General features: G+C 27.2%; 24 protein-coding genes. 23 read left to right on the plus strand and 1 reads right to left on the minus strand.

Going from position 1 to position 23,515, the window contains the following annotated elements; translation table 11 throughout:
• Window positions 1-28: 28 nt before the first annotated feature.
• The 13 genes from IC758_RS09255 to IC758_RS09315 all read left to right on the plus strand — a co-directional run bounded on the left by IC758_RS09255 (window position 29) and on the right by IC758_RS09315 (window position 10,946).
• Window positions 29-889 (plus strand): ABC transporter ATP-binding protein, encoded by an 861-nt coding sequence (locus IC758_RS09255; RefSeq protein ID WP_227853312.1) that lies wholly within the window; start codon window positions 29-31, stop codon window positions 887-889.
• Window positions 886-1,569: an ABC transporter permease gene (locus tag IC758_RS09260; RefSeq protein WP_227834429.1), complete on the plus strand. Its 684-nt coding sequence runs from the start codon at window positions 886-888 to the stop codon at window positions 1,567-1,569. The genes IC758_RS09255 and IC758_RS09260 overlap by 4 nt, the downstream gene beginning before the upstream one ends.
• The gene (locus IC758_RS09265) at window positions 1,566-2,282 is read left to right on the plus strand and encodes an ABC transporter permease (protein WP_227831011.1); all 717 of its coding nucleotides are present in this window, start codon (window positions 1,566-1,568) and stop codon (window positions 2,280-2,282) included. The genes IC758_RS09260 and IC758_RS09265 overlap by 4 nt, the downstream gene beginning before the upstream one ends.
• Window positions 2,283-2,378: 96 nt before the next feature.
• On the plus strand, window positions 2,379-2,633 hold the full coding sequence (locus IC758_RS09270) for a helix-turn-helix transcriptional regulator (protein ID WP_227483153.1): 255 nt from the start codon (window positions 2,379-2,381) through the stop codon (window positions 2,631-2,633).
• A complete protein-coding gene (gene def, locus IC758_RS09275; protein ID WP_227435871.1) occupies window positions 2,614-3,069 on the plus strand; it encodes a peptide deformylase in 456 nt (151 codons plus the stop codon). Before IC758_RS09270 ends, def begins: the two co-directional genes overlap by 20 nt.
• Window positions 3,070-3,120: 51 nt before the next feature.
• Window positions 3,121-3,582, plus strand: a complete 462-nt coding sequence (locus IC758_RS09280; RefSeq protein ID WP_227435873.1) for a pyrimidine dimer DNA glycosylase/endonuclease V — start codon at window positions 3,121-3,123, stop codon at window positions 3,580-3,582.
• 49 nt (window positions 3,583-3,631) lie between these two features.
• Complete coding sequence (locus IC758_RS09285; RefSeq protein ID WP_227834428.1) at window positions 3,632-4,534, plus strand: SPL family radical SAM protein; 903 nt, start codon at window positions 3,632-3,634, stop codon at window positions 4,532-4,534.
• A 351-nt stretch (window positions 4,535-4,885) separates the two neighbouring features.
• Window positions 4,886-5,716, plus strand: coding sequence for a class I SAM-dependent methyltransferase (locus IC758_RS09290; protein ID WP_227483151.1), 831 nt, complete (start codon window positions 4,886-4,888; stop codon window positions 5,714-5,716).
• Between the two features lie 244 nt (window positions 5,717-5,960).
• Window positions 5,961-7,187, plus strand: a complete 1,227-nt coding sequence (locus tag IC758_RS09295) for an RtcB family protein (RefSeq protein ID WP_227483150.1) — start codon at window positions 5,961-5,963, stop codon at window positions 7,185-7,187.
• A 239-nt stretch (window positions 7,188-7,426) separates the two neighbouring features.
• On the plus strand, window positions 7,427-7,882 hold the full coding sequence (locus tag IC758_RS09300; RefSeq protein ID WP_227435888.1) for a MarR family winged helix-turn-helix transcriptional regulator: 456 nt from the start codon (window positions 7,427-7,429) through the stop codon (window positions 7,880-7,882).
• A gap of 106 nt (window positions 7,883-7,988) precedes the next feature.
• The gene (locus tag IC758_RS09305; RefSeq protein ID WP_227834427.1) at window positions 7,989-9,332 is read left to right on the plus strand and encodes an MATE family efflux transporter; all 1,344 of its coding nucleotides are present in this window, start codon (window positions 7,989-7,991) and stop codon (window positions 9,330-9,332) included.
• Window positions 9,333-9,548: 216 nt separating this feature from the next.
• Window positions 9,549-10,331 carry a PhzF family phenazine biosynthesis protein gene (locus tag IC758_RS09310; RefSeq protein WP_227483148.1) on the plus strand — a complete coding sequence of 261 codons (783 nt, stop codon included), beginning with the start codon at window positions 9,549-9,551 and terminating at the stop codon, window positions 10,329-10,331.
• 195 nt (window positions 10,332-10,526) lie between these two features.
• Window positions 10,527-10,946, plus strand: coding sequence for a YjdF family protein (locus tag IC758_RS09315; RefSeq protein WP_227483147.1), 420 nt, complete (start codon window positions 10,527-10,529; stop codon window positions 10,944-10,946).
• Between the two features lie 110 nt (window positions 10,947-11,056).
• Here the strand turns inward: IC758_RS09315 and IC758_RS09320 are convergent, their stop codons facing one another.
• Window positions 11,057-11,320, minus strand: a complete 264-nt coding sequence (locus IC758_RS09320; RefSeq protein WP_255604585.1) for a DUF1294 domain-containing protein — start codon at window positions 11,318-11,320, stop codon at window positions 11,057-11,059.
• 239 nt (window positions 11,321-11,559) lie between these two features.
• Between IC758_RS09320 and IC758_RS09325 the strand changes: the two genes are divergently transcribed.
• From IC758_RS09325 to IC758_RS09370, 10 genes are all read left to right on the plus strand, one after another.
• Entirely contained in the window at window positions 11,560-12,261 is a 702-nt protein-coding gene (locus tag IC758_RS09325) for a B3/4 domain-containing protein (protein ID WP_227435897.1), read from the plus strand.
• An 82-nt stretch (window positions 12,262-12,343) separates the two neighbouring features.
• Complete coding sequence (locus IC758_RS09330) at window positions 12,344-12,952, plus strand: NUDIX hydrolase (RefSeq protein ID WP_227823851.1); 609 nt, start codon at window positions 12,344-12,346, stop codon at window positions 12,950-12,952.
• 464 nt (window positions 12,953-13,416) lie between these two features.
• Entirely contained in the window at window positions 13,417-14,433 is a 1,017-nt protein-coding gene (gene gap, locus IC758_RS09335) for a type I glyceraldehyde-3-phosphate dehydrogenase (RefSeq protein WP_227435901.1), read from the plus strand.
• A 381-nt stretch (window positions 14,434-14,814) separates the two neighbouring features.
• Entirely contained in the window at window positions 14,815-15,984 is a 1,170-nt protein-coding gene (locus IC758_RS09340; RefSeq protein ID WP_227860924.1) for a hypothetical protein, read from the plus strand.
• A gap of 387 nt (window positions 15,985-16,371) precedes the next feature.
• Window positions 16,372-20,628 carry a 2-hydroxyacyl-CoA dehydratase gene (locus IC758_RS09345; protein ID WP_227860925.1) on the plus strand — a complete coding sequence of 1,419 codons (4,257 nt, stop codon included), beginning with the start codon at window positions 16,372-16,374 and terminating at the stop codon, window positions 20,626-20,628.
• Window positions 20,629-20,770: 142 nt separating this feature from the next.
• Window positions 20,771-21,265 (plus strand): methylated-DNA--[protein]-cysteine S-methyltransferase, encoded by a 495-nt coding sequence (locus tag IC758_RS09350; protein ID WP_227435913.1) that lies wholly within the window; start codon window positions 20,771-20,773, stop codon window positions 21,263-21,265.
• 86 nt (window positions 21,266-21,351) lie between these two features.
• Window positions 21,352-21,729, plus strand: coding sequence for a C-GCAxxG-C-C family (seleno)protein (locus IC758_RS09355; protein WP_227435923.1), 378 nt, complete (start codon window positions 21,352-21,354; stop codon window positions 21,727-21,729).
• Window positions 21,730-22,056: 327 nt separating this feature from the next.
• Window positions 22,057-22,497, plus strand: coding sequence for a SufBD protein (locus IC758_RS09360; protein ID WP_227435925.1), 441 nt, complete (start codon window positions 22,057-22,059; stop codon window positions 22,495-22,497).
• A gap of 143 nt (window positions 22,498-22,640) precedes the next feature.
• A complete protein-coding gene (locus IC758_RS09365) occupies window positions 22,641-22,922 on the plus strand; it encodes a hypothetical protein (RefSeq protein ID WP_255604584.1) in 282 nt (93 codons plus the stop codon).
• A complete protein-coding gene (locus IC758_RS09370) occupies window positions 22,897-23,094 on the plus strand; it encodes a GyrI-like domain-containing protein (protein ID WP_227435928.1) in 198 nt (65 codons plus the stop codon). The genes IC758_RS09365 and IC758_RS09370 overlap by 26 nt, the downstream gene beginning before the upstream one ends.
• The last annotated feature ends 421 nt before the right edge of the window (window positions 23,095-23,515 follow it).

Raw genomic sequence — 23,515 nt, forward strand, 5'->3', positions numbered from 1 at the left:
GTCAAATATATAAAAAGGTGGGATAAAAATGATTAAAGTTGATAATTTATCATTTAGTTATACAAATAAAAAATTTTTACAAAATATTAATTTTGAAGTAGGGAAAGGAGAAATACTAGGATTTTTAGGACCATCTGGAGCAGGTAAATCAACGTTACAAAAAATTCTAATTGGTATGATAACCAATTATGAAGGAAGTGTATTTGTAAATGGAATAGAAAGCAAAAAACATTCAAATAAATTTTATGAGAATATAGGCGTTGATTTTGAATTTCCTAGTTTATATGAAAAATTAACTGCAATAGAAAATTTAAAATACTTTGGATCTTTATATTCTAAAAAATTCTTACCAATTGATGAACTACTAAAATCAGTAGGATTAGAAAGTGAAGCAAATAAAAAAATATCAGAATATTCAAAGGGTATGAAATCAAGACTAAATTTTATAAAAGCTTTATTACATAATCCAGATATATTGTTTTTAGATGAACCAACAAGTGGACTTGACCCATCAAATAGTAAGATTATGAAAAATATGATTTTGTCAGAAAAATCTAAAGGTAAAACTATTATTTTAACAACTCATAATATGTTGGATGCAACAGAACTTTGTGATAGGGTAGCATTCATTGTAAATGGGAAAATATCTGCATTAGATACACCACATAATCTTATTATGTCAAAAGGTGCTGTTAAAATTAGATATACATATTTTGATAATGAAGATTTTGATAATGAAGAAAAAACTTCTGAATGTTTTTTAAATGATACTAGTAATGACAAAAAATTAAATATGCTTATTAAGGAAAATAAGCTCTTATCAATACATAGCAGTGAACCGACATTAAATGATATTTTTATTGAGATAACAGGGAGGAATTTACAATGAGATTAAAAAATCTTATCTTAGGAGATGTAAAGTTTCAATTTAAATATGGATTTTATTTTTTATATGTTACTTTAAGTATTGTATATATTTGTTTGCTTAATGCCTTTCCACCATTATTGAGAGAAAAGGTAGCTATAATTATGATTTATTCTGACCCAGCAGCAATGGGACTATTTTTTATGGGAGCAATTGTACTTCTTGAGAAGAGTCAAAGAGTTTTAAATTCCCTAGCTGTATCTCCCACAAAAATATCAGAATATATTTTATCAAAAGTGATTTCATTGTCAATAATATCTAGTATTGTATCTATGGTAATTGCAATTACAGCAAATTTAAATAATATTTTGATAGTAATTATGGGAACTTTCTTTGCATCCATAATATTTTCATTACTTGGGCTTATACTTGCAAGTAGAGCATCAAGTTTAAATCAATTTATTGTTTTAACTATTCCTATTGAGATTGTCTGCTTTGTGCCACCAATAATTAATGTATTGATGGATTTAAGTGTATTCACCAACTTGTATCCTTTTAATATATGTATTTCTCTTATTAGTGGAGATAAAAATTCTTTAGTAACTAATATATTAATTTTAATATTGATGACTATAATAGTTTACTTTATAACATATTATTTTGTTTGTAGTATTTGGAAAAAGGTAGGTGGTATAAAGTTATGATAAAAATTATTAATGCTTTTAGACAAGAATTTGAGCAAATAAAAGGTGATGCTATGCTTTTTGTAGTATGTATTTCTCCAATATTATGTGGAGGACTTATAAAATTTGGAATACCATTAATTCAAAATATATTAATTGATAGTTCTTATTATAAATTAACTTTAGAACCATATTTTTTAGTATTTGACTTGCTTTTAGCTTTTATAACACCTTTTATGTTCTTTTTTGTTTCTACTATGGTTATGTTAGGAGAAATTGATGATAATATTTCAAAGTATTTGATAATCACTCCTATTGGAAAAAGTGGTTATCTTATTTCAAGACTTGGAATACCAGCTATATTAGCCTTTGCCATTACAGTAATTTTATTATTAACTTTTTCGCTAACTAAAATTTCTTTTTTATTAAATTTGGCAATTTCTTTAGTATCTTTGACTCAGGGAATTATTATATCAATATTAATAATTTCTTTATCATCAAATAAATTAGAAGGTATGGCACTTACAAAGTTATCAGGACTTTTTATGTTAGGTATTCCAGCACCATTTTTTATTTTAAATAAAATACAATATATTTTACTTTTCTTACCATCATTTTGGTTAGCAAAGGCATTTAAAGATAGTAACTACATATATATTTTTATCTCATTTATTGTATCATTAATTTGGATTGTTTTATTACTTAAAAAATTCAATAAAAAAATATCTAGTTAAATAGATTATCAAAATAAATGTAAGGTTGACTTGACATAAAAATTAGAAAATGTTACAGTTTAAATGTAAGGTTAACATTACATGAATGGAGTATATATGAAAAATAAAATCAAGGTATTAAGAGAAAAATTGGGGTTAACACAAGAACAACTAGGAGAATTAGTTGGAACATCTAGGCAGGCTATAAATGCTATAGAGACTGGAAAAAATGAACCTTCAATATGGTTAGCATATGATATTTCAAGAGTTTTTAATGAACCAATAGAAAGTATATTTTTATTTGAACAAAGTGAGAGAAAATCAAGAGCTCAGATAAGTAGGGGGGAATATTATGGCTCTAAGAGAGATTAGAACTTTTGACGATGAAATTTTAAGAAAAAAGAGTAAGAATGTAGAAAAAGTAGATAATAAGATAAGAGACCTATTAAACGATATGGCAGAAACCATGTACAATACACCAAATGGTGGGGGTTTAGCTGGATGCCAAGTGGGAATATTAAAACGTTTAGTTGTTATAGATTTAGGAGAGGGACTTATTAAACTTGTCAATCCTGAAATTATTAAAGAAGAAGGAGAGCAAATTGTTGTTGAAGGTTGTTTAAGTTTTCCTGATGTATGGGGAAAATTAAAAAGACCTAAAAAAGTTACAGTTCAAGCTTTAAATGAGAATGGTGAGAAAATAATAATTAAAGGTTCAGGACTTATGGCAAAATGTCTTTGTCATGAAATAGACCATTTGGATGGCATAGTTTTTACAGATAAAATTATTGAACGTGTAAAACTATAAGGTAATTTAAGTACTAAATTTAGATAATATTTTATAGTGAGGAGTTAGATTATGAGATTATGGCATAAAGATTTGATTGATGTATTACCAAAAAATCAATTAGTAAGTCAATGGAGAGAACTATTCGCTATAAAAGGTTCTATAGAGAAAAAAGGTACTCCAAATCATCTATTAGTAAATAAAGTATTAAATTATAGTATTGATGAATTTAAGTTTTATGCTAAAGTTGTACATGATGAAATGGTAAAAAGGGCTTATAGACCTAATGAAACTAAGTTTATAGAAATGCTAAAATGGAACAATAACAATTTCTCAATGGATGTATCTGTAGTATATAATCTAAATTTAGAAAATTTATATAGAGATTGGCATAATGAAATATATTTAAAGCAATGTCTATATAATTTAGAAGAAAAAGCAGTGTGTGGAGGAATATCCATGAATGAATGGGATATATTACTTTGTAAATACGGTGATGACTATGAATTATGGCATGGTAATAACTTACTTTAATTACTATAATTTAATATTATGATATTATTAGATGTAAAGAGGTGATTGTTTGTATAATAAAGTAAAATATATTCCAATAAATTGTGAAACTGCTTGCAATAAACTAAAAAGAAGTATTCCATATAAATGGGATTTAAATATTTATCGTGGATGTGAACATGCATGTAAATATTGTTATGCTATCTATTCACATAAGTATATTAATTCTAATAATTATTTTGAAGATATCTATGTAAAAACAAATATAGTAGAAATGCTTGAGAAACAATTGAGTAGCAATAAGTGGAAGCGAGAAGTAATTAATATAGGTGGAGTGACAGATAGTTATCAACCTATAGAAGCTGAGTATAAAATTATGCCAGAAATATTGAATCTATTAATCAAATATAAAACCCCAGCAATTATTTCTACAAAATCGGATTTAATTTTAAGAGATTATGATTTGGTTGATAAATTATCTAGAATTACATATATTAACATAGCATCTACAATTACGACTGTAGATGAAAAGACACAAAAGCTCATTGAGCCAAATGGAGTAGATTCAATGAGAAGATTTGAAATGTTAAAAGAATTTAGAAAAACTAACGCTTCAGTTGGTCTTCATATTATGCCAATCATACCTTATATTACAGATAATTTTGATAACATAAATTCATTATTTAGATATGCAAAAGAAAGTAATGTACACTATGTGCTACCTGGAACTCTGTATTTAAGAGGTATAACTAGAGGTGTTTTTTTTGAATTCATTAAAAAAGAATTTCCTAATTTATTTGATAAATTATCAGTATTGTACAGTACAGGTTCAGCTAATAAAGAGTATAAAAACCAACTTTATAAAATGGTCAATCAACTTAGAAATAAGTATTCTTTATCAAGTAGTTATGACAAAGTAATGAAAGAAAAATTAAAACATTCAAGCGATATTCAGTTGTCTTTTTTTGATTAATTTTAGATACAATAGTGTACTTTTTAATTTAATATTATAAATTATTTAAACTGAAATTTATTGACAAATAGAGATAGTAAGTATACAATACATCTATAAAATAAAAATATGAAAGGATGATGTTGTTCGGGGTACTTGATATCATAAAATCGTTGATGTAAGTATTGCTGGAAAAGAGTAAATAAAATCAAATTTAATAAGTAAACAAAATAAAGCGATAGTTTTATTGTTGTGCTTAAAAATATTTGATTCTATTTTACTCTTATTTAAACTCATCTTTTTGAAGTTAAACCACAGAGTAAAATCTGTGGTTTTTTTATTTTATAAATAAATTTTAAGGAGTGGTATGTTTTGTTAAACAAATTATGCATGTATTTAGAAAAACCAGAACTTTATAAGGAAAGTAAAGTTAATTTTTGGGATGATGAATATATCTCAAAACAGTTATTAAAAGCACATTTAGATGTTGATTTTGAAGGAGCAAGTAGAAGTCTAGACTTTATTAATGATTCTGTAGATTGGATAGTTAAAGTTGCATCTCCAGATAAGTATCCAAATTTAATCGATTTAGGATGTGGTCCAGGATTATACTCAGAAAGATTTGCACAGAAAGGTTATAAAGTAACTGGAATTGATTTTTCAAAACGTTCTATTAATTATGCACAAAGTAGAAATGAAAAGAAAAATCTAAATATAACATATTTATTTCAAAGTTATTTAAATATGAATTACAGTGAAGAATTTGATATAGCTACTTTAATTTATTGTGATTATGGAGCTTTATCAACTAAAAACAGAAGTCTATTGATGGAGAATATTTACAAGAGTTTAAAACCTGGAGGAAAGTTGATATTAGATGTATTTACAATAAATAAATACGATGATTTTAAAGAAGTTAAAACATGGGAAATAAATGAAAATGGAGGATTTTGGAGTAGTGAAAGATATATGTGTATACAAGATAATTGCAAATATAGTGATTACAATACATTAGAACAAACTCTTGTTATAACAGAAGGAAGTGAAAATGTATTTTATATTTGGAATAAATACTTTTCAAAAGAGAGTTTTTTTAGAGAAATTAAAGATATTGGCTTTAAATCTATTGAAATTTTTAATAATGTCAAAGGTGAAGCATATTCTGATGATAGTATGACTATGGGATTGGTTTTACAAAAATAGTAAAAAAATAATGAATATATTTAAATGAATAAAAATTTGAAATCTACAATGATATCACATAAGAAAAGTATATATATTGAAAGATGGACATTTTTATGTTATTTTTAATACATTATAAATTTGATTATATAAAAATAAAAGCAATATTTTTGTTATTATTTTTTATATAAAATTTATTTGAATATATTTTTTTAACAGAATATGATATTAAAATTAATATATAGTTTAGAAGGATGTGGTATTAGTGCTAGAGATTCAAGGAAAATACAATAAAGCAAAAATATTTACAGATAATGTAGATAGTACAACAATAAGTCAAATAATAGAATTATGTAATCAGGAATTTACAACAAAATCTAAGATAAGAATAATGCCAGATTGTCATGCAGGTTCTGGCTGTGTAATAGGTACTGTAATGACAATACAAGATAAAATAGTCCCAAATCTTGTTGGAGTAGATATAGGGTGTGGGGTTATATGTGTAAATCTGGGTAAAGTTGATTTGAATTTGAAACAGATAGATGATTTTATAAGAAAAAAAATACCTCATGGATTTAATATAAATAAATATAGTAAAGCAAACTATAAAAAAGAGATAGAATCATTATATTGTATAAAAGGTATAGGAAAAGCTACAGAGGAATATAATCGAGCTATTGGAAGCCTTGGAGGGGGAAATCATTTTATTGAGTTAAATGAAGATAGTGAAAAAAATAAATATTTAATAATACACTCTGGTAGTAGAAATCTTGGCAATAGGGTAGCAAAATACTACCAAAAAAAAGCTTATGATTACTATGTCAGAATTAGCAATAGCTTTGATGAAGACAGTAAAAGACTTGTTGAGCAGTACAAAAAGGAAAATAGAGAAGAAGAAATTCAGGATGCATTGATAACGCTTAAAGAAGAACATAATTTTACCCCTAAAATACCAAAAGATTTATGCTATTTAGAAGGAAAATTGATGGAAGATTATCTTCATGATATGGATATTATACAAAAATATGCTGAACTAAACAGAAATACAATGGCTAAAAGAATAATTGAAGAATGTATAGGTCTTAAGTTCAATGATTTAGACCATTTTCAAACTATACATAATTATATAGAAATTGAAAACAGAATACTAAGAAAAGGAGCTATAGCATCATATGAAGGAAGAAAGTTATTGATTCCTATAAATATGAGAGATGGTGTTATCTTGGGAGTAGGAAAAGGAAATTTAGATTGGGTTAATTCTGCACCTCATGGAGCAGGACGTATACTTTCAAGAGGAGAAGCCAAAAGAAGTATAAATATGAAAGATTATGAAGATTCTATGAAAAATGTATTTACAACGAGTGTAAATATTAAAACCATTGATGAAGCACCTCAAGCGTATAAGCCAATTGATGAGATTGTAGAAAATATAAGAGAAACAGTTGACATAATTAATATATTGAAACCAATTTATAATTTTAAGTCAAATTAACAATTTGGAAGATTAAGATAATATAGTAATCTTAATCTATATAAAAAATAAAATTTATAAAAAAGGAGTACAAAAAATAGTACTCCTTTTTTATATGGAGGTTCAGAAATAAGGATTCATTCAATTATGAAAATAAATCCTTGGATATTTCTTAAAGAGAAACTTGACAATTGATAAGTAAAGATATAATATGTATAGTAACTAAACAGTAATGAAACTAAACAAATAGAGGTGAAAGTATGAGAGATTATTCTAAACTAATTACATTGATGGAACGTATTATTCACAAATACAATCAGTGGGAAGATAAAAAGCGAACTTATGGAACAGAGATTCTATTATCAAAATCAGAAATTCATACAATATCAGCTGTTGGTGATAATCCTGGAATAAACATTACATCTCTTGCAGATGTTTTGGGTATTACAAAAGGAGCAGCTTCTCAGATGATTTATAAACTAGTAGATAAAGGAACTGTAGTAAAAAAAGTATCTCCTGATTCTGATACAGAAGTAGTTTTGAGCCTTACAGATGATGGAATGAAAAATTATAAAGCTCATCAAGAATATCATAAGCAAACTAATGATGAATCACTAAAACTGTTAGATGATATGCCAGAGCCTTTTTATGAGTATATGTTGAGTTATTTTTCTGCTTTTGAAGAAAGTATTGATAAAAAATTAGAAGAAAAGTAATAGCTGTGTGTGAAAAAATTGCTATCGTAGAGGGTAGCAATTATTTTTGAAAATATGTTTAGTAACTATACTGTATTGAAACAAAACATTTGAAAGGATGATTGATATGAATGGAAATCAAAAAAGAATCTATCTTTTAGAAAAAGAAGATGTAAGGAAATCACTGTTAAAATTAGGAATGCCTACTATGATGGGGATGATAGTATCAGCATTATATAATATTGTTGATGCTTTCTTTGTAGGTCGTTTGGGGACACTGCAAACTGCTGCAGTATCCTTAGTATATCCATTAACTATGGTTGGTACTGGAATAGGATTGCTTTTTGGAAGTGGTGCAGGTTCTTATATTTCAAGGCTTCTTGGTAAAAAAGAATATGAGGAAGTAAAGGCTTGTAGTAGTATAGCTTTCTTTTCAGGTATATTTTTAATCACTGTTTTGGTTACAATTATGCTATTATTTTTTAATCCTCTTATGAATATTTTAGGGGCAACAGATAGCACACTTTATTATGTAAGAGAATATGGTTTGATATATATTTTGGGGCTTATATTCAATGTTTTAAATATAATGATGAATAATATGATAGTTGCAGAAGGGAGTTCTTCATTTAGTATGACTGCTATGTTGCTTGGTGGATTAACAAACTTCATATTAGACCCAGTTTTAATATTTGGATGTCATATGGGAGTTTCTGGTGCAGCTATTGCAACATTAATTTCACAACTTGTCTCTACCTCATTTTATGGATTTTATATTTTAAAAGGGCATACATTTTTGAAAATTTCTTTTAGTTATTTTAAAATCAAGCGTACTATTTACACAGAGATTTTCAAAATCGGTCTACCAGTTTGCTTCTTCCAATTTTTGACTGGTGGGGCAGTGAGTTTAACTAATATTGTTGCTAAACCATTTGGAGAAGCTGCTATTGCAGCTATGGGAATTGTTAATCGCCTTATGTCTTTGGAATCAAATGCTTTATATGGTTTTTTAAAAGGTTATTCTCCTCTGATTGGATATAACTATGGTGCAGGAAAAATAGATAGAGTTGAAAGAGCTACTAAGACAGCAATATATTGGAGTACTGTTGTAAATGTATTGTTTGGAACTTTGTGCATTTTATTTTCAAAGCAATTTATTTATATATTTAATCAAGAATCAGTTAAAGTATTGGAAATTGGAAGAACTGCTTTAATTGTTGATGCTATTTCATTTATGACATTAGGGGTTCAAATTGTCATAGGAAATTACTTTTTAGCAATTGGAAAGGCAAAACAAGGTGGTATGCTAAGTATATGTCGTCAAGGTTTGCTGTTCATTCCATTTCTGTTGATCTTCACAAATTTATGGGGGATGAAAGGTCTTATTGCAACTCAATTGGTAGCAGATGTATGTGCAACAATTATTACTGTCATAATGTGGTTTAAAGAAAAGTCACTACAATTAGTATAGAAGAGATTTATAGAAGAGATTTTATCAGAAAAGAAAATATTATTGAAATATTGATAAAGAAGTATTCTAGTTTTGTATTTCAATAAATACTTGTCGAGAGTAAGATATTGAATTATATAAATTCATAAGAAATAGTAATTTGTTTTGATTATTTAAATATGGGATAATATAATATGAATGTATTCCTAACTTTAAATTAGAAAGAAGGTGTGAATAATGAAATATTATGTAGTTGATTCATTTACAAATAGATTATTTAAAGGAAATCCTGCTGGTGTTTGTGTTCTTGAAAAGAGGTTATCACTAGAATTAATGCAGAAAATAGCAACAGAGAATAATCTTCCAGAAACAGCTTTTGTAGTTAAAAATAATGGAAATTATGACTTACGATGGTTTACACCTAAAGAAGAAATTGATTTATGTGGTCATGCAACTTTAGCTGCAGCTTATGTTATATCCAATTTTATTGATATAGATATTAAGAAAATTTGTTTTTTTACTCAAAGTGGAACTCTTGAAGTTACACGAAATGGGAATCTATATGAAATGATATTTCCAAACAGAGAACCTATTGAAATTGAATTATCAGTACAACAACGTAGTTTACTGGGTTGTACACCAGTGGCTATCTACTCTTCAAGAGATTTAATATTGTTACTAAGTAATGAACAAGAAGTTATAGACTATACACCTAATTATCAAGATTTACGTAAATTAACAGGTTGGCTAGGTGTTATAATTACATCACAAGGAACTGATACAGATTTTGTATCTCGATATTTTTGTCCAGAATTAGACTCAGAAGATTCTGTTACAGGTTCATCTCATTGTAGTCTTATACCATATTGGGCTGAAAAGTTGGGAAAAGATAAAATGATAGCATCACAACTTTCTAATCGTGGTGGCATTATTCAGTGTGAATTATTAAAAGATAATGATGTAAAAATTTCTGGAGAAGCAGCTTTGTTTATGCATGGAGAAATAATGGATAATATTTAAAGTTGTTAATAGCAATAGTAAGGAAGATAAATTTATATCAACATTGACAAATTAAAATAAAAAAGTTAATATTTAACTGATGAAGATAAAAACACAGTCTGGTTGGTAGTCCAGACGCAGCAATTGCTGTCAGTAACCTGCCTCCTTGGTTGTCCATTCTTTAGAAATAAAGCAAATAAATAGGAGGAACTAGCAATGGATAATGTTAGTGGAAAATTAACAGTCTTATTTGAAGAACCGTTTTGGATAGGTATATTCGAAAGACAAGATGGTAAAAAATATGAGGTGTGTAGGGTAGTTTTTGGAGCAGAACCTAAGGATGTAGAAGTATATGAATTCATACTTGAAAAGTTCTTTTCATTAAATTTTGGAAGTATCAAATTGGATAAAAATGTATCTAAAGACAACATTGGATACAAAAGGATGCAGAGAAAAGTAAAAAAAGAACAGTCTAAAGAAACTATAGGAACTAAAGCGCAAAATGCTCTTAAGCTTCAACATGAAGAAAGAAAACAAGATAAAAAAATACTAGCTAAGTCTAGAAAAGAAGAAGAAAAAGAAAGACTTTTTACTTTGAAACAAGAAAAAAGAAAAGCCAAACATAAAGGTCATTAATTTAATTGGTTAGATTTTTATGAATTGCTAGATAAGAGGTGTATAAAATTAAAAAATTTATACACCTTAAATTATTAATAAAAATAGAATTATTATATTTAAAAATCACTTTAAAGCATATAAAAATAGAATAATAACAATTGTAGTAATATTATAAATGGTATCCCAAGTGTAAATTTAATATGCTTAGTTTTATGTCTAAAAGAATACATTCCAATGATAGAACCGATGCTACCTCCAATTATTGCTATGGCAAGAAGGGTAGTTTCTTTTATTCTCCATTTATTTTTTATTGCTTTTTTCTTATCAATATACATTGAAGATAAACCAATAATATTAATAATTATAAAATATATAGAAATCAAATTTTTCACAATATTACCTCCATAAGACGTATAATAAAAATATATTATACATTATAAAGCAAGAATATTTTTTTTAAAAGCTTAATCTATAATTACTATATATAAAATATTTCATAAGAACTAATATTGTATTAATTGGAAAATTTAAAAAAATTAAACAATTGCTAAAATAGGGGGTATATTTATAAGACATAAAGTGATAAAATTTACTTAGAAAATAATGTAAAATAACAGGAGGACAAGGCAAAATGAAATTCATAGTAGAAAAAGAAGTATTTGATAAATTAGAAAATGTATGTTTTGGTGTAGTAGTTGCAAAAGGAATAGACAATACTAAAGAAATTGAAAGAATAAATAATCTTTTAGATATAAGCATAGACAGAGTAGAAGAGTACTTTAAAGATAAAAAGGTAAAAGAAGCAGAAGAAATTATACCATATAGAGAAGCATTTAGAAGTTTAGGGATGAATCCAAATAAATTTATGAGTTCGATAGAAGCAATGACAACAAGAGTTGCTAAAAATAAAAAGCTTCCACATATAAATCCTATTGTAGACTTAGGAAACTCTATTTCTTTAAAATATCTACTTCCAATGGGTGCACATGATATGGATTTTAGAGATGATGATGTATTTGTTAGATTTTCAAAAAAAGGGGATAAATTTATTCCGTTTGGAGAAACTGAAGTTGAGTTGATGGAAGAAGGAGAATTAATTTATTCTGTTGGAGATATGGTAAAAACTAGAAGATGGATATGGAGACAAGGTGAAGAAGGAAAAATTACAAGTAGTTCAAAAAATATATTTTTCCCTATAGATGGTTTTACTAATGCAAATTTAGATCAAGTAATGAGTGCAAGAGAAGAGTTAGCAAAATTATTAAAAGAAATATTTGATTGTGAAATTAAAGTAGGGTTCATAGATAAAGATAACTTAGAAATGGAGATATAAGAAACTGTATCCAATACTTATTTTAAAGTATTATGTCTATAATTACTTAAGGATATTTAAATAAAGAGAGGTCGTAGTAAATTTGAAAAAAACTATAATAAAGAATATAAATCCATTGGTTGAAAGTAAGTTTATGGGACTTTTTGAAATTGAGTATAAAAATAAGCTAGATGAAGATAAGATATGGATGGTAGCATCAAGAAAAAGCAGTGAACAACTAAAAAGTATTTATCTTGAAAATAAAGAAGATAGTGCAGATGCAGTTGCAATAGTAGGTCTTCATAAAAGTAGTAAAAAATTAATTTTAATAAAACAATTTAGAGTACCCATTAATGGATATATATACGAATTGCCAGCAGGTCTTATCGATAAGGGTGAATCTATAGATATTTCTGTTGAAAGAGAACTTAGAGAAGAAACTGGGCTTACTCTTTTAGAAATTCAAAAAAATAAGAGTAATGAGAAAGTATATCTATCTCCTGGTATGAGTGATGAATCGATTGCATTTGTTTACTGTATATGCGATGGTAATATAACTGATGAATTCTTAGAACCAGATGAAGATATTGAAGTTATTTTAGTTTCACAAGATGAAGCAAAAGAAATTTTACAGAGTAATCATAAGATAGATACAAAAGCATTTTTAATTTTACAAATGTTTGTAAGTTTAGGAACTAAATTATTTGAATAATTATACAAAAAAGAGATTGTATTATGTAAGTGAGTAAAGTATAAAAATTTATTTTATTCATATAATGATATAATCTCTTTTTTGTTTTATTTTTTAAGATGTAAAGTAATCAATACAAAAATTTAAGGGTTATTTTTAGGTAATCTTTAGATGTTTTTGTATTGAGAGATAATCTTTTAATACATATTGTATTTTCAAATATAGATATAGTTTAAAAATTCAAAAAAATGGTGGTGAAATATGTCCCAAGGGACATTGGGCAAAATACGTCCCTCCAGCCTCTTTATATTAAAAAGTATATACTAAATAAGGGTTAAAAGAGATAAAAATGATACACTAATTGTCTTTTGACAATAAAAAAACACAGAATTTAATTATTTAATCTAGAAAAAGTATTGAACAAATGAATTATTTAGTGTACAATAATCATGTAAAAACATAGTAATGGAGGGAGACATTTCATAATGAAAATTAAGGTAGGAATGAACGGATTTGGAAGAATAGGAAGAGCTGTGTTGAGAATAGCTCAAGAAGAATTAGGAGATAATATAGAAATTGTAGCCATAAATGCAAGAGCAACAACAGAGTCTTTGGCACATTTATTTACATATGATTCATGTTACGGAACTTTTAGAGGTGAGGTAGAAGCAAAGGATGAAGATACACTAATAGTAAACTCTAAAGAAATAAAAATACTGAGATACAATGACCCGGAAGAATTACCATGGAAAGAGTTAGGGGTTGATATAGTTATAGAATCAACAGGATTATTTACACAAAGAGAAAAGGCAGAAAAACACATTAAAGCAGGTGCAAAAAAAGTAATAATAACAGCTCCAGGAAAAAATGAAGATATAACTATAGTTGTTGGAGTTAATGAAGAACAATATGATAATGAAAAGCATAATATAATCTCAAATGCATCTTGTACTACAAATTGCCTAGCACCATTTGCTAAAGTATTGGACGAAAAATTTGGTATAGTAAAAGGTTTAATGACTACTGTACATTCATATACTAACGATCAAAGAATATTAGATAAGAGCCACAAAGACCTGAGAAGAGCGAGAGCAGCGGCTGAATCTATAATACCTACCACTACAGGAGCAGCAAAAGCTGTGTCAAGAGTATTACCACAATTAGAAGGAAAATTAAATGGTTTTTCACTTAGAGTGCCAACACCAACAGTTTCACTTGTTGATTTAGTATGTGAACTTAAAGAAAACGTTACAGTTGAGCAAGTGAATTCTGTATTAAAAGAAGCTGCTGAAGGAGAATTAAAGGGTGTTTTAGGATACTGTGACAAACCACTTGTTTCTATAGATTATAGAGGCGATTCAAGATCATCTATCATAGATGCTCTGTCCACAATGGTTATAGAGGATAATATGGTCAAAGTAGTTTCATGGTATGACAATGAATGGGGATATTCCTCAAGAACTGTTGATTTAGTAAAATATATAGCTGAAAAATTAAAATAATACATAACTAAAAAAAAATTTTTGAAAAAAATTTATAAAAACAGAAAAAAAGATTATGAAAAATATTGAAGGAAAAAATTTTTCATAATCTTTTTTGATTAATATAAAAGTTATAAGTTACAACTTGTTATTAGATATTAGGTCGTTAGAGGAGGTTATATCTATTTAGTAAGAAATTGTATCATTTTATATATGAAAGATAATATGTCGAAAACTTGCAGAAATCTGAAAAATTTTTATTATTGGAATACTGGTTTTCATTTTATTTATGATAAAAAAATGACAAATAAAGTTGCAAAGAGTAATATTTATAAGTATAATTAAAAAAGAGAAAAGGTTTTGTTAAGCTTTACAACAAAAGAAAAGAAGGGATGATTCAAAATGGAGAAGTTAACAGACAGGAGACAGGTTAAGGCAGTAAGCATGGAGACATTCGTTTTCATAATATTACTAATAGTTGGATTTGGCTATGTTGGTAGTATTATGGGCGCAGGAATGATGTTTAAAGTAATAATGAGTACAGCACATGCTTTACTATTAGAGACAGTTTTCTTAATTATGGCTATGGCAGTTCTTGCAGGCGCATTAAGCGCACTACTTTCAGAGTTTGGAGTAATAGCATTAATTAATAAAATTTTCGCTATATTTATGAAGCCTTTATACGGATTACCTGGTGCTAGTATAGCAGGGGCTATAACAACTTATTTATCAGATAATCCAGCTATTATACCTTTTGCTAAAGATAAAACATTCACACAGTATTTTAAACAATATCAAGTTCCAGCACTATGTAATTTAGGAACAGCTTTTGGTATGGGACTTATCTTAACAACGTTTATGATATCTCAAGGTACAGAATATGTATTGCCAGCATTGATTGGTAACTTAGGTGCAGTAATAGGTAGTGTTGTAAGTGTTAGAATAATGTTGACATTTACTAAGAAGTTCTATAACTATAATCCAGAAGAAGATAAAGCAGCAGGAACATTAAAGAAAAAAGCTGAATTTAGAGAAATAAGAGAAGGAAATGTGTTCCAAAGAGGCCTAGATGCTATTCTTGAAGGTGGTAAGATGGGTGTAGATATGGGAATGGCTATAATCCCTGGTGTCCTAGTAGTATGTACATTAGTTATGCTATTAACTTTTGGACCATCTACAGACCCTGCTACAGGTCAAGAGGTTTATACAGGAGCTGCATATGAAGGAATAAAATTACTTCCAGTTCTTGGGGATAAGCTTGGATTTATATTAGAGCCATTATTTGGATTTACATCACCAGAAGCAATAGCATTCCCTATAACTTCATTAGGAGCTGTTGGAGCAGCAATGTCTTTAGTTCCAGAATTTATAAAATCAGGAGCTATAACTCCTAATGATATAGCAGTATTTACAGCAATGGGTATGTGTTGGAGTGGATATTTAAGTACACATATTGGTATGATGGATGCATTAAATGCTAGACAATTAGCTGGAAAAGCAATTCTTTCTCATACAATAGGTGGTTTATGTGCAGGAGCAGCAGCTCACTTTATATTTATGCTCGTATCATAAATATGATAAATAGAAGTAATTAAAATAAAAATAATATACAAAAAAATGGTTGTCTATATGCAATAAGGAATTGTGTACTGACAACCATTTTTTTTGAATGAAGATATTTTATAATATACGAACATTAAATTGGTATTAGAGTTAAGTTATATTTATGTAAAAAGTAACAAAAATCTGTAGAAATTTATGACAAAATTTAGTACACTAACTATATGTTCTTATTTAAAATTTAAAGGTATTATTAGAAATTACCTAGTAGAGTAAGCTTGATTAATAAAAGAATCATAAAATAAAAATATTAATCATAAAAATTATAAAATAACTTACTTAAAATAAAGCCATAGAACTTACAAAAATTAAAAAAGCATATAAGTATGGAGGGGTACAATGGATGAATTATTTCATATAGGAATTGATGTAGGTTCTACAACAGTAAAGGTTGTGGTACTTAATAATAACAATATAGTTCATAAAGAATATAAAAGACATTATTCTGATGTGAAGAAATCAGTTAAAGAAGTACTAAATGGAATATACGAAAAATTGGGAGATATAAATGCAACCATTATAATAACTGGTTCAGGAGGAATTGGAATCTCAAAAAAACTTGGGGTAAAATTTGTCCAAGAAGTTATATCTAGTACAAAATCAATAGAATATTTCCATCCGGAAACTGATGTTGTTATAGAACTTGGAGGAGAAGATGCAAAAATAACCTATTTAAGTGGAGGAATAGATCAAAGAATGAATGGTATATGTGCAGGTGGCACTGGAGCATTCATAGACCAAATGGCTTCCCTTTTAAAGACAGATGCTAGTGGTTTAAATGAATTAGCTAAAGGCTACAATGTTATTTACCCAATAGCCTCAAGATGTGGTGTTTTTGCTAAAACAGATATTCAACCTCTTATAAATGATGGAGCTAAGCAGACTGATATAGCAATGAGTATTTTTAATGCAGTTGTCGTACAAACAGTAAGTGTTCTTTCTTGTGGAAGAAAAATAGAAGGCAATGTTGCATTTTTAGGTGGACCATTGTATTTTTTATCTGAACTTAGAGAAGCTTTTAAAAGAGTACTAAATTTAAAAGATGAAAATGTAATTTTCCCAGAAGATGCACAGCTTTATATTGCTATTGGAGCAGGATTATTATCAGTAAATGAAGATAGTATAAAACTTAAATCTCTAATAGAAAAACTAGACAATATAAAAAATATTGAAGATGGAGAAGTAAATTTATTAGAACCTTTATTCAAAGATAAAAACGAGTATGAAGAATTTTTAAGAAGACATGAAAAAGAAAAAATAGATTATGTAGATATAAATTCAATTAAGAAAAATTGTTATCTAGGAATTGATGCAGGTTCTACTACTACTAAGGCTGCGCTTATTGATGAAGATGGGAATCTAGTATATTCTTACTATAATAGTAATGAAGGGAATCCACTAAAAACAACAATCAAGGTCATAAATGAAATATATGATATATTACCAAAAGACGTTAAAATCTTAAGTTCAACTGTAACTGGATATGGAGAGGGACTTATTAAAAAAGCATTAAAAATAGATAATGGAGAAATAGAGACTATAGCACATTATAAAGCTGCTAAATTTTTTAATAAAGATGTAGACTTTATACTTGATATTGGTGGTCAAGATATGAAGTGTTTAAAAATAAAAGAGGGTGTAATTGATAATATAATATTAAATGAAGCTTGTTCATCAGGTTGTGGTTCATTTTTAGAGACATTTGCAAGTTCTTTATCTATGACAATCGAAGAATTTGCACATGAAGGTATCTATTCTCAAAGCCCTGTCGATTTAGGTTCAAGATGTACTGTGTTTATGAATTCGAGAGTAAAACAATCTCAAAAAGAAGGGGCAAGTGTTGGAGATATATCAGCAGGCTTATCTTATTCTGTAATAAAGAATGCTTTATTTAAAGTAATAAAAATCAGAGATTTAAATGAGATTGGAAATAATATTGTTGTACAAGGTGGAACATTTTACAATGATTTAGTACTTAGAAGTTTTGAAAGGTTAATTGGCAAAAATGTAATTAGACCTAATATTTCTGGAATTATGGGTGCTTTTGGTTCAGCTCTTATAGCTAGAGAGAAGTATGAAAGTGGATATCAAACATCTTTATTATCTAAAGAAGAATTGAATAGTATAAAATTAGAATCAAGTGTAATTAGATGTAAAGGATGCTCAAATCATTGTCTTCTTACAATAAACAAATTTTCTGATAATGAAATTTTTATTTCAGGAAACAGATGTGAGAAGGGAGAAGCTATTTATGGCGATAAAAAGATAGGTTTAGAAAAGAAAAACCCCATAAATCTATTTAAGTATAAATATGATAGGATTTTTAAATACAAACCATTAGAAAAAGATAAAGCAAAAAAAGGAGAGATAGGAATACCAAGAGTATTAAATATGTATGAAGATTATCCATTTTGGTTTACATTTTTCAATGATATGGGATTTAGAGTTGTACTTTCAGATAGGTCATCAAAACAATTATATGAAACTGGTATAACTAGCATTGCTTCTGAAACAGTGTGTTATCCTGGGAAATTAGTTCATGGTCATATAGAAAATTTAATTTCAAAAGGAATAAAGAATATATTTTATCCTAGTGTAACCAATGAAAATAAAGAAGATTTAAGTGCAGATAATTATTATAATTGTCCTGTCGTAATATCCTATTCTGAAGTAATAAAAAATAATGTGGAAAATATAAGAAACAAAAATATAAATTACATAAATCCATTTATAAGTCTAAATGATAAGGAAAAGTTGAAAAAGAGACTTCATGAGGAATTATCAAGACGTTTTAATGGTATAAATATAACTAAGGAAGAAATTAATCATGCAGTTGATAAAGCGACTGATGAACAAAATTCATTTAAGATGGAGATGCAAGCAGCAGGTGAAAGAGCACTTAAGGAGATAAAAGAGAGAAACTTAAAGGGAATTGTATTATGTGGTAGACCATATCATATAGATCCAGAAATAAATCATGGAATGCCAGAGCTTATAAATTCTTTAGACATGGCAGTACTTACTGAAGATTCTATATGTCACTTAGCAAATATGCAAAGACCACTTAGAGTTGTAGACCAATGGGTCTATCATTCAAGATTATACAAAGCAGCTAGTTTTGTAAGAGATAAAAATTATTTAGAATTGGTTCAACTTAATTCATTTGGGTGTGGTTTGGATGCAGTAACTACAGACCAAGTTCAAGAAATACTTAATGAAAAATCTAAAATATATACTATTATAAAAATTGATGAAGGTAATAATTTGGGAGCTGCAAAGATAAGAATGAGGTCTTTAAAAGCAGCTATGTTTGAGAGAGAAAGTAAAAATATAGATGTAAAAAATATGAAAGTAGATAGAATACAGTATGCAAAGAATAATCAAATAACGAACAAACATACTATATTAGCACCACAAATGTCACCTATACATTTTCAATTCCTTGAAGAAGCTGTAAATCTGAGTGGATATAAGATAGAAATTTTAAAAGATACAGATAGTAGTGTTATTGAGGAAGGTTTGAGGTATGTAAATAATGATGCTTGTTATCCAGCTATAATAGTAGTAGGTCAATTAATAACAGCATTAAAGTCTGGAAAATATGATTTAAATAATACATCTGTTGCAATAACTCAAACTGGTGGCGGTTGTAGAGCTACAAATTATATTGGATTTTTAAGAAAAGCTATGTATGATGCAGGGTTTAAAGATGTTCCAGTTATTGCACTTAGTGTAAATGGAATAGAAGATAGTGGGATAATGGATAATGTATCTCTAAAATTAATCAATAGACTTTTTATGTCTGTTGTATATGGAGATTTATTGATGAAAGTACTCTATAGAGTGAGACCATATGAGAAAGTTATTGGAAGTACAAATACTCTATATGAAAAATGGGTTGATATATGTAAAAAATCTCTAGTCAAAGCTAAAATTTCTGTATTTACTAAAAACATAAAAGAGATAGTAAATGAGTTTGATAACCTAGAGATATTAGATATTAAAAAACCTAAAGTAGGTTTAGTTGGAGAAATATTAGTTAAATTTCATCCAATTGCAAACAATAATCTAGTGAATATATTAGAGCGAGAAGGTGCTGAAGCAGTTGTACCAGACCTTACAAATTTCTTTTTAAGTTGTGCGTTTAATACTATTTATAAACACACTCATTTAGAAGGAAGTAGAAAAAGTAGAATGATAGGAGAAGCCTTTATATACATAACAAGTATATACCAAAGAGTATATAAAAAAGCACTTGATAAAAGTAAAAGATTTTACGCTCCAGGAAATATAAAAACAGTTGCGAAAAATACAGAACCAGTAGTATCATTAGGAAATCAAACTGGAGAAGGATGGCTTTTAACAGGTGAGATGGTTGAATTGTTGAATGAAGGTGTGGAAAATATCATTTGTATGCAACCTTTTGGATGTTTACCTAATCATATAATTGGTAAAGGTTCTATAAAAGAATTAAAAAGATTATATAAGAATGCAAATATAATTCCTATTGATTATGACCCTTCTGCAAGCGAGGTGAATCAGCTTAACAGGATAAAACTTATGCTTTCTAAAGCTTTTAAAAATATAGAAGATTAATGTTTCACATATTGAAAATTTATAGCTATCTAAATAAATTTCTATTGTATAACAATTATAAAAAGAGTTACTCTATTTTTTAGGGTAACTCTTTATTACTTGAAAAATTATATGTATACTAATATAAAAGGGGGGACGTTATATGAATTTAGTATATGATGTTTATGAGTCTAAAATAGGAAATTTGTACATATTGAGTGAAGATGGTTTTGTAGTTAGTTTAGATATAGGAGATGAAAAATTTAATAATTTAAAAGAAGAATATATTAAAAAAGGAATAGATATAAAAAGAAGTGAAGAAGATTTAAAAGAGGCAATAAATCAGATAGATGATTATTTTAATGGAAAAAGAAAAACATTTGATTTGAAAATACGTGTTGATGGTACTGAATTTCAAAAGTCTGTCTATGAAGAAATGTTAAAAATACCTTATGGAAAAACACTCTCATACTCAGAAATAGCAAAAAATATAAATAATCCAAAGTCTGTTAGAGCAATTGGACAAGCAAGTAAAAGCAACAAAATTCCAATAATAATACCTTGTCACAGAGTTGTTGGTAAAAATAATATTGGTGGATATATGGGGAATCATTCTGACTTAAAAAAAATACTATTAGATTTAGAAGAAAATAGTTAAATTGGTTAAAAGTGATTTTTTTGTTAATATTTGATATAATTATGTTAGAAGAGATTTTTAATTTACATTGATAAGGGGGAGTTTTAATGTGCAATAAAGTTATAGCATCAAAATACCATGAAAAAGGGTTTAATTGTGCAGAGTCAGTTATAAAAGCATATAATGAAGAGTTTAATACAGATATACCAGTTTGTTTAGGTAGTGGATTAGGTTCAGGTTGTGGAGTTGCTAGTTTATGTGGTGCAGTAAATGCCTCAAATATAATAATTGGATATGTAAGAGGTAGAAACCATGAGGGTGAAAGTACTAAAGCTAAAGCATATGCTAAAGATTTGACAACAACAGTAAGAAATGAGTATGGTTCAGAGTTATGTATAGACTTAAAGAAAGATTTAGTTGCTTGTAGAGAGATAATGGATTTTGCATATGATACTTTAAAAGAAACTTTAAAAAAGGAACTATAATAAATATAAGTTATATAATATATTTATTAAGTCTATTTATTATATAACTTATTAGTTACAAATAAAACGCAATGAACTTTAAAAGAATATTAGATTTTTATATTATGAAGACGCTCAGAAAGGAGCGTCTTTTTGCTAGTATAATTTAGAAAAAAATTATATTACTTATTAACAGAATTTAAATGACAATTGAGTATTAACATGCATTGATGTAAATCAGCTTGATTAACAGATAATATTTATATAGGTATCGCAATTATTTCTATTTATTTTTTGTTATGTTATACTCAGCTTAAATAAATATTTGTTACAAAGGAGATGAAAATATTGGAAAATATTGATTTACTTATTAAAGAATTATGTTCAAAAAATCATACTGAAGCATATAAAACTTTTTTATTTCTAGAAAATGAAAGTAAAAAATCAAACATTACATACTGTTTTTTTGATTATTTTCTAGAAATGATTAATAATGAAAGTTCATATATTCGTACAAGAGGATTGTTGTTAATAGTTGCAAATGCTAAGTGGGATACTGATAATAAAATTGAAATGAATATAGATAGTATACTAAGTCACATTGTGGATAAAAAGCCTTCTGTATCGAGAAATTTTATTCAGTCATTACCTAATATCATAAAGTATAAGAAACAACTTATTCATCGTATAAGAGCGGAATTAAGTAATGCAGATATAAATATTTATAATGATAATATGAAGTCATTAGTAGAAAAGGACATAAGAAATACATTATCTAACCTTGAGTAATGATATATTATCCAAATTTTACGGGTTGCCATCATTATTAGTGATTAATTTTTTTTGACAATAGCAAGAAATGTGAAAATAGCTAAGACAGAATTAGGTACAATCATACTAGAAGGTTACTAATTTTTACAGATAAGCCAATTATGGAAATTTCACTATTTGCTGGATATGAAACACAACAATCATTTACAATTGGATTTAAGGCTATGTTTAAATGTAGCCCACAATCATTTAGAAAAAAAGGAGATTTTCATCCTGTACAATTAAAGTTTACTGTTGATGGAAAAGAAACTTTGAGAGGTGATAGAATAATGGAAGTTAAAATGGTTGAAAATGACAAAATTCTTTTAGTAGGCTATAAAGGAAATACACGACTAGGTTTTTCTGTTATAGGTGAATGTGCAAAATATAGTTTTTACCTTTAAAGCAAAGAGAGAAGATAGCTTACAACCTGTTGTAGATTATGCTTATAAAGAATGGTTACCTCAGTCAACATGCCAGTTAAATGAAAATGCTAAATATGATTTTGCGAGATATGGAGAATTAGTTGATAAGGATGGTAAAAGTTTGATTGAATTTTGGGTTCCAATTTTATGAGTGCCATAATATTTTGAATATATAGACTAAATAAACGTAGTAAAAATCGTTGTAATGAGTAAAAGCTTTATATGTTAAAAGAAAATATACATAATCTAATGGTAGTTTTGAAATAACAAATTAAAGCTGCCATTTTTATTTTGAAAAATCATTTAATGAAATAGATTCAGTTTATTAAATATATTATTTATAAGATTATAATAATATATTGTTAAAGAAAATATTTAATAAATTAAATGTTTTCTTTGACAATGTACATATATGAATGATAATATCTAAATGAATAAAAGCTATGGTAATAAAATGATTTCTTAAAATCTATTTTAGGTATTATTAATAAATAAAAAATTATAAAATACATAATGTCTCTAACAAACGATGATACTAGAATGATACTGTTTTTATAAGAAATTATAAAATA

It is taken from the genome of Clostridioides sp. ES-W-0016-02 (genome assembly GCF_020641035.1).
Lineage (GTDB): Bacteria > Bacillota > Clostridia > Peptostreptococcales > Peptostreptococcaceae > Clostridioides.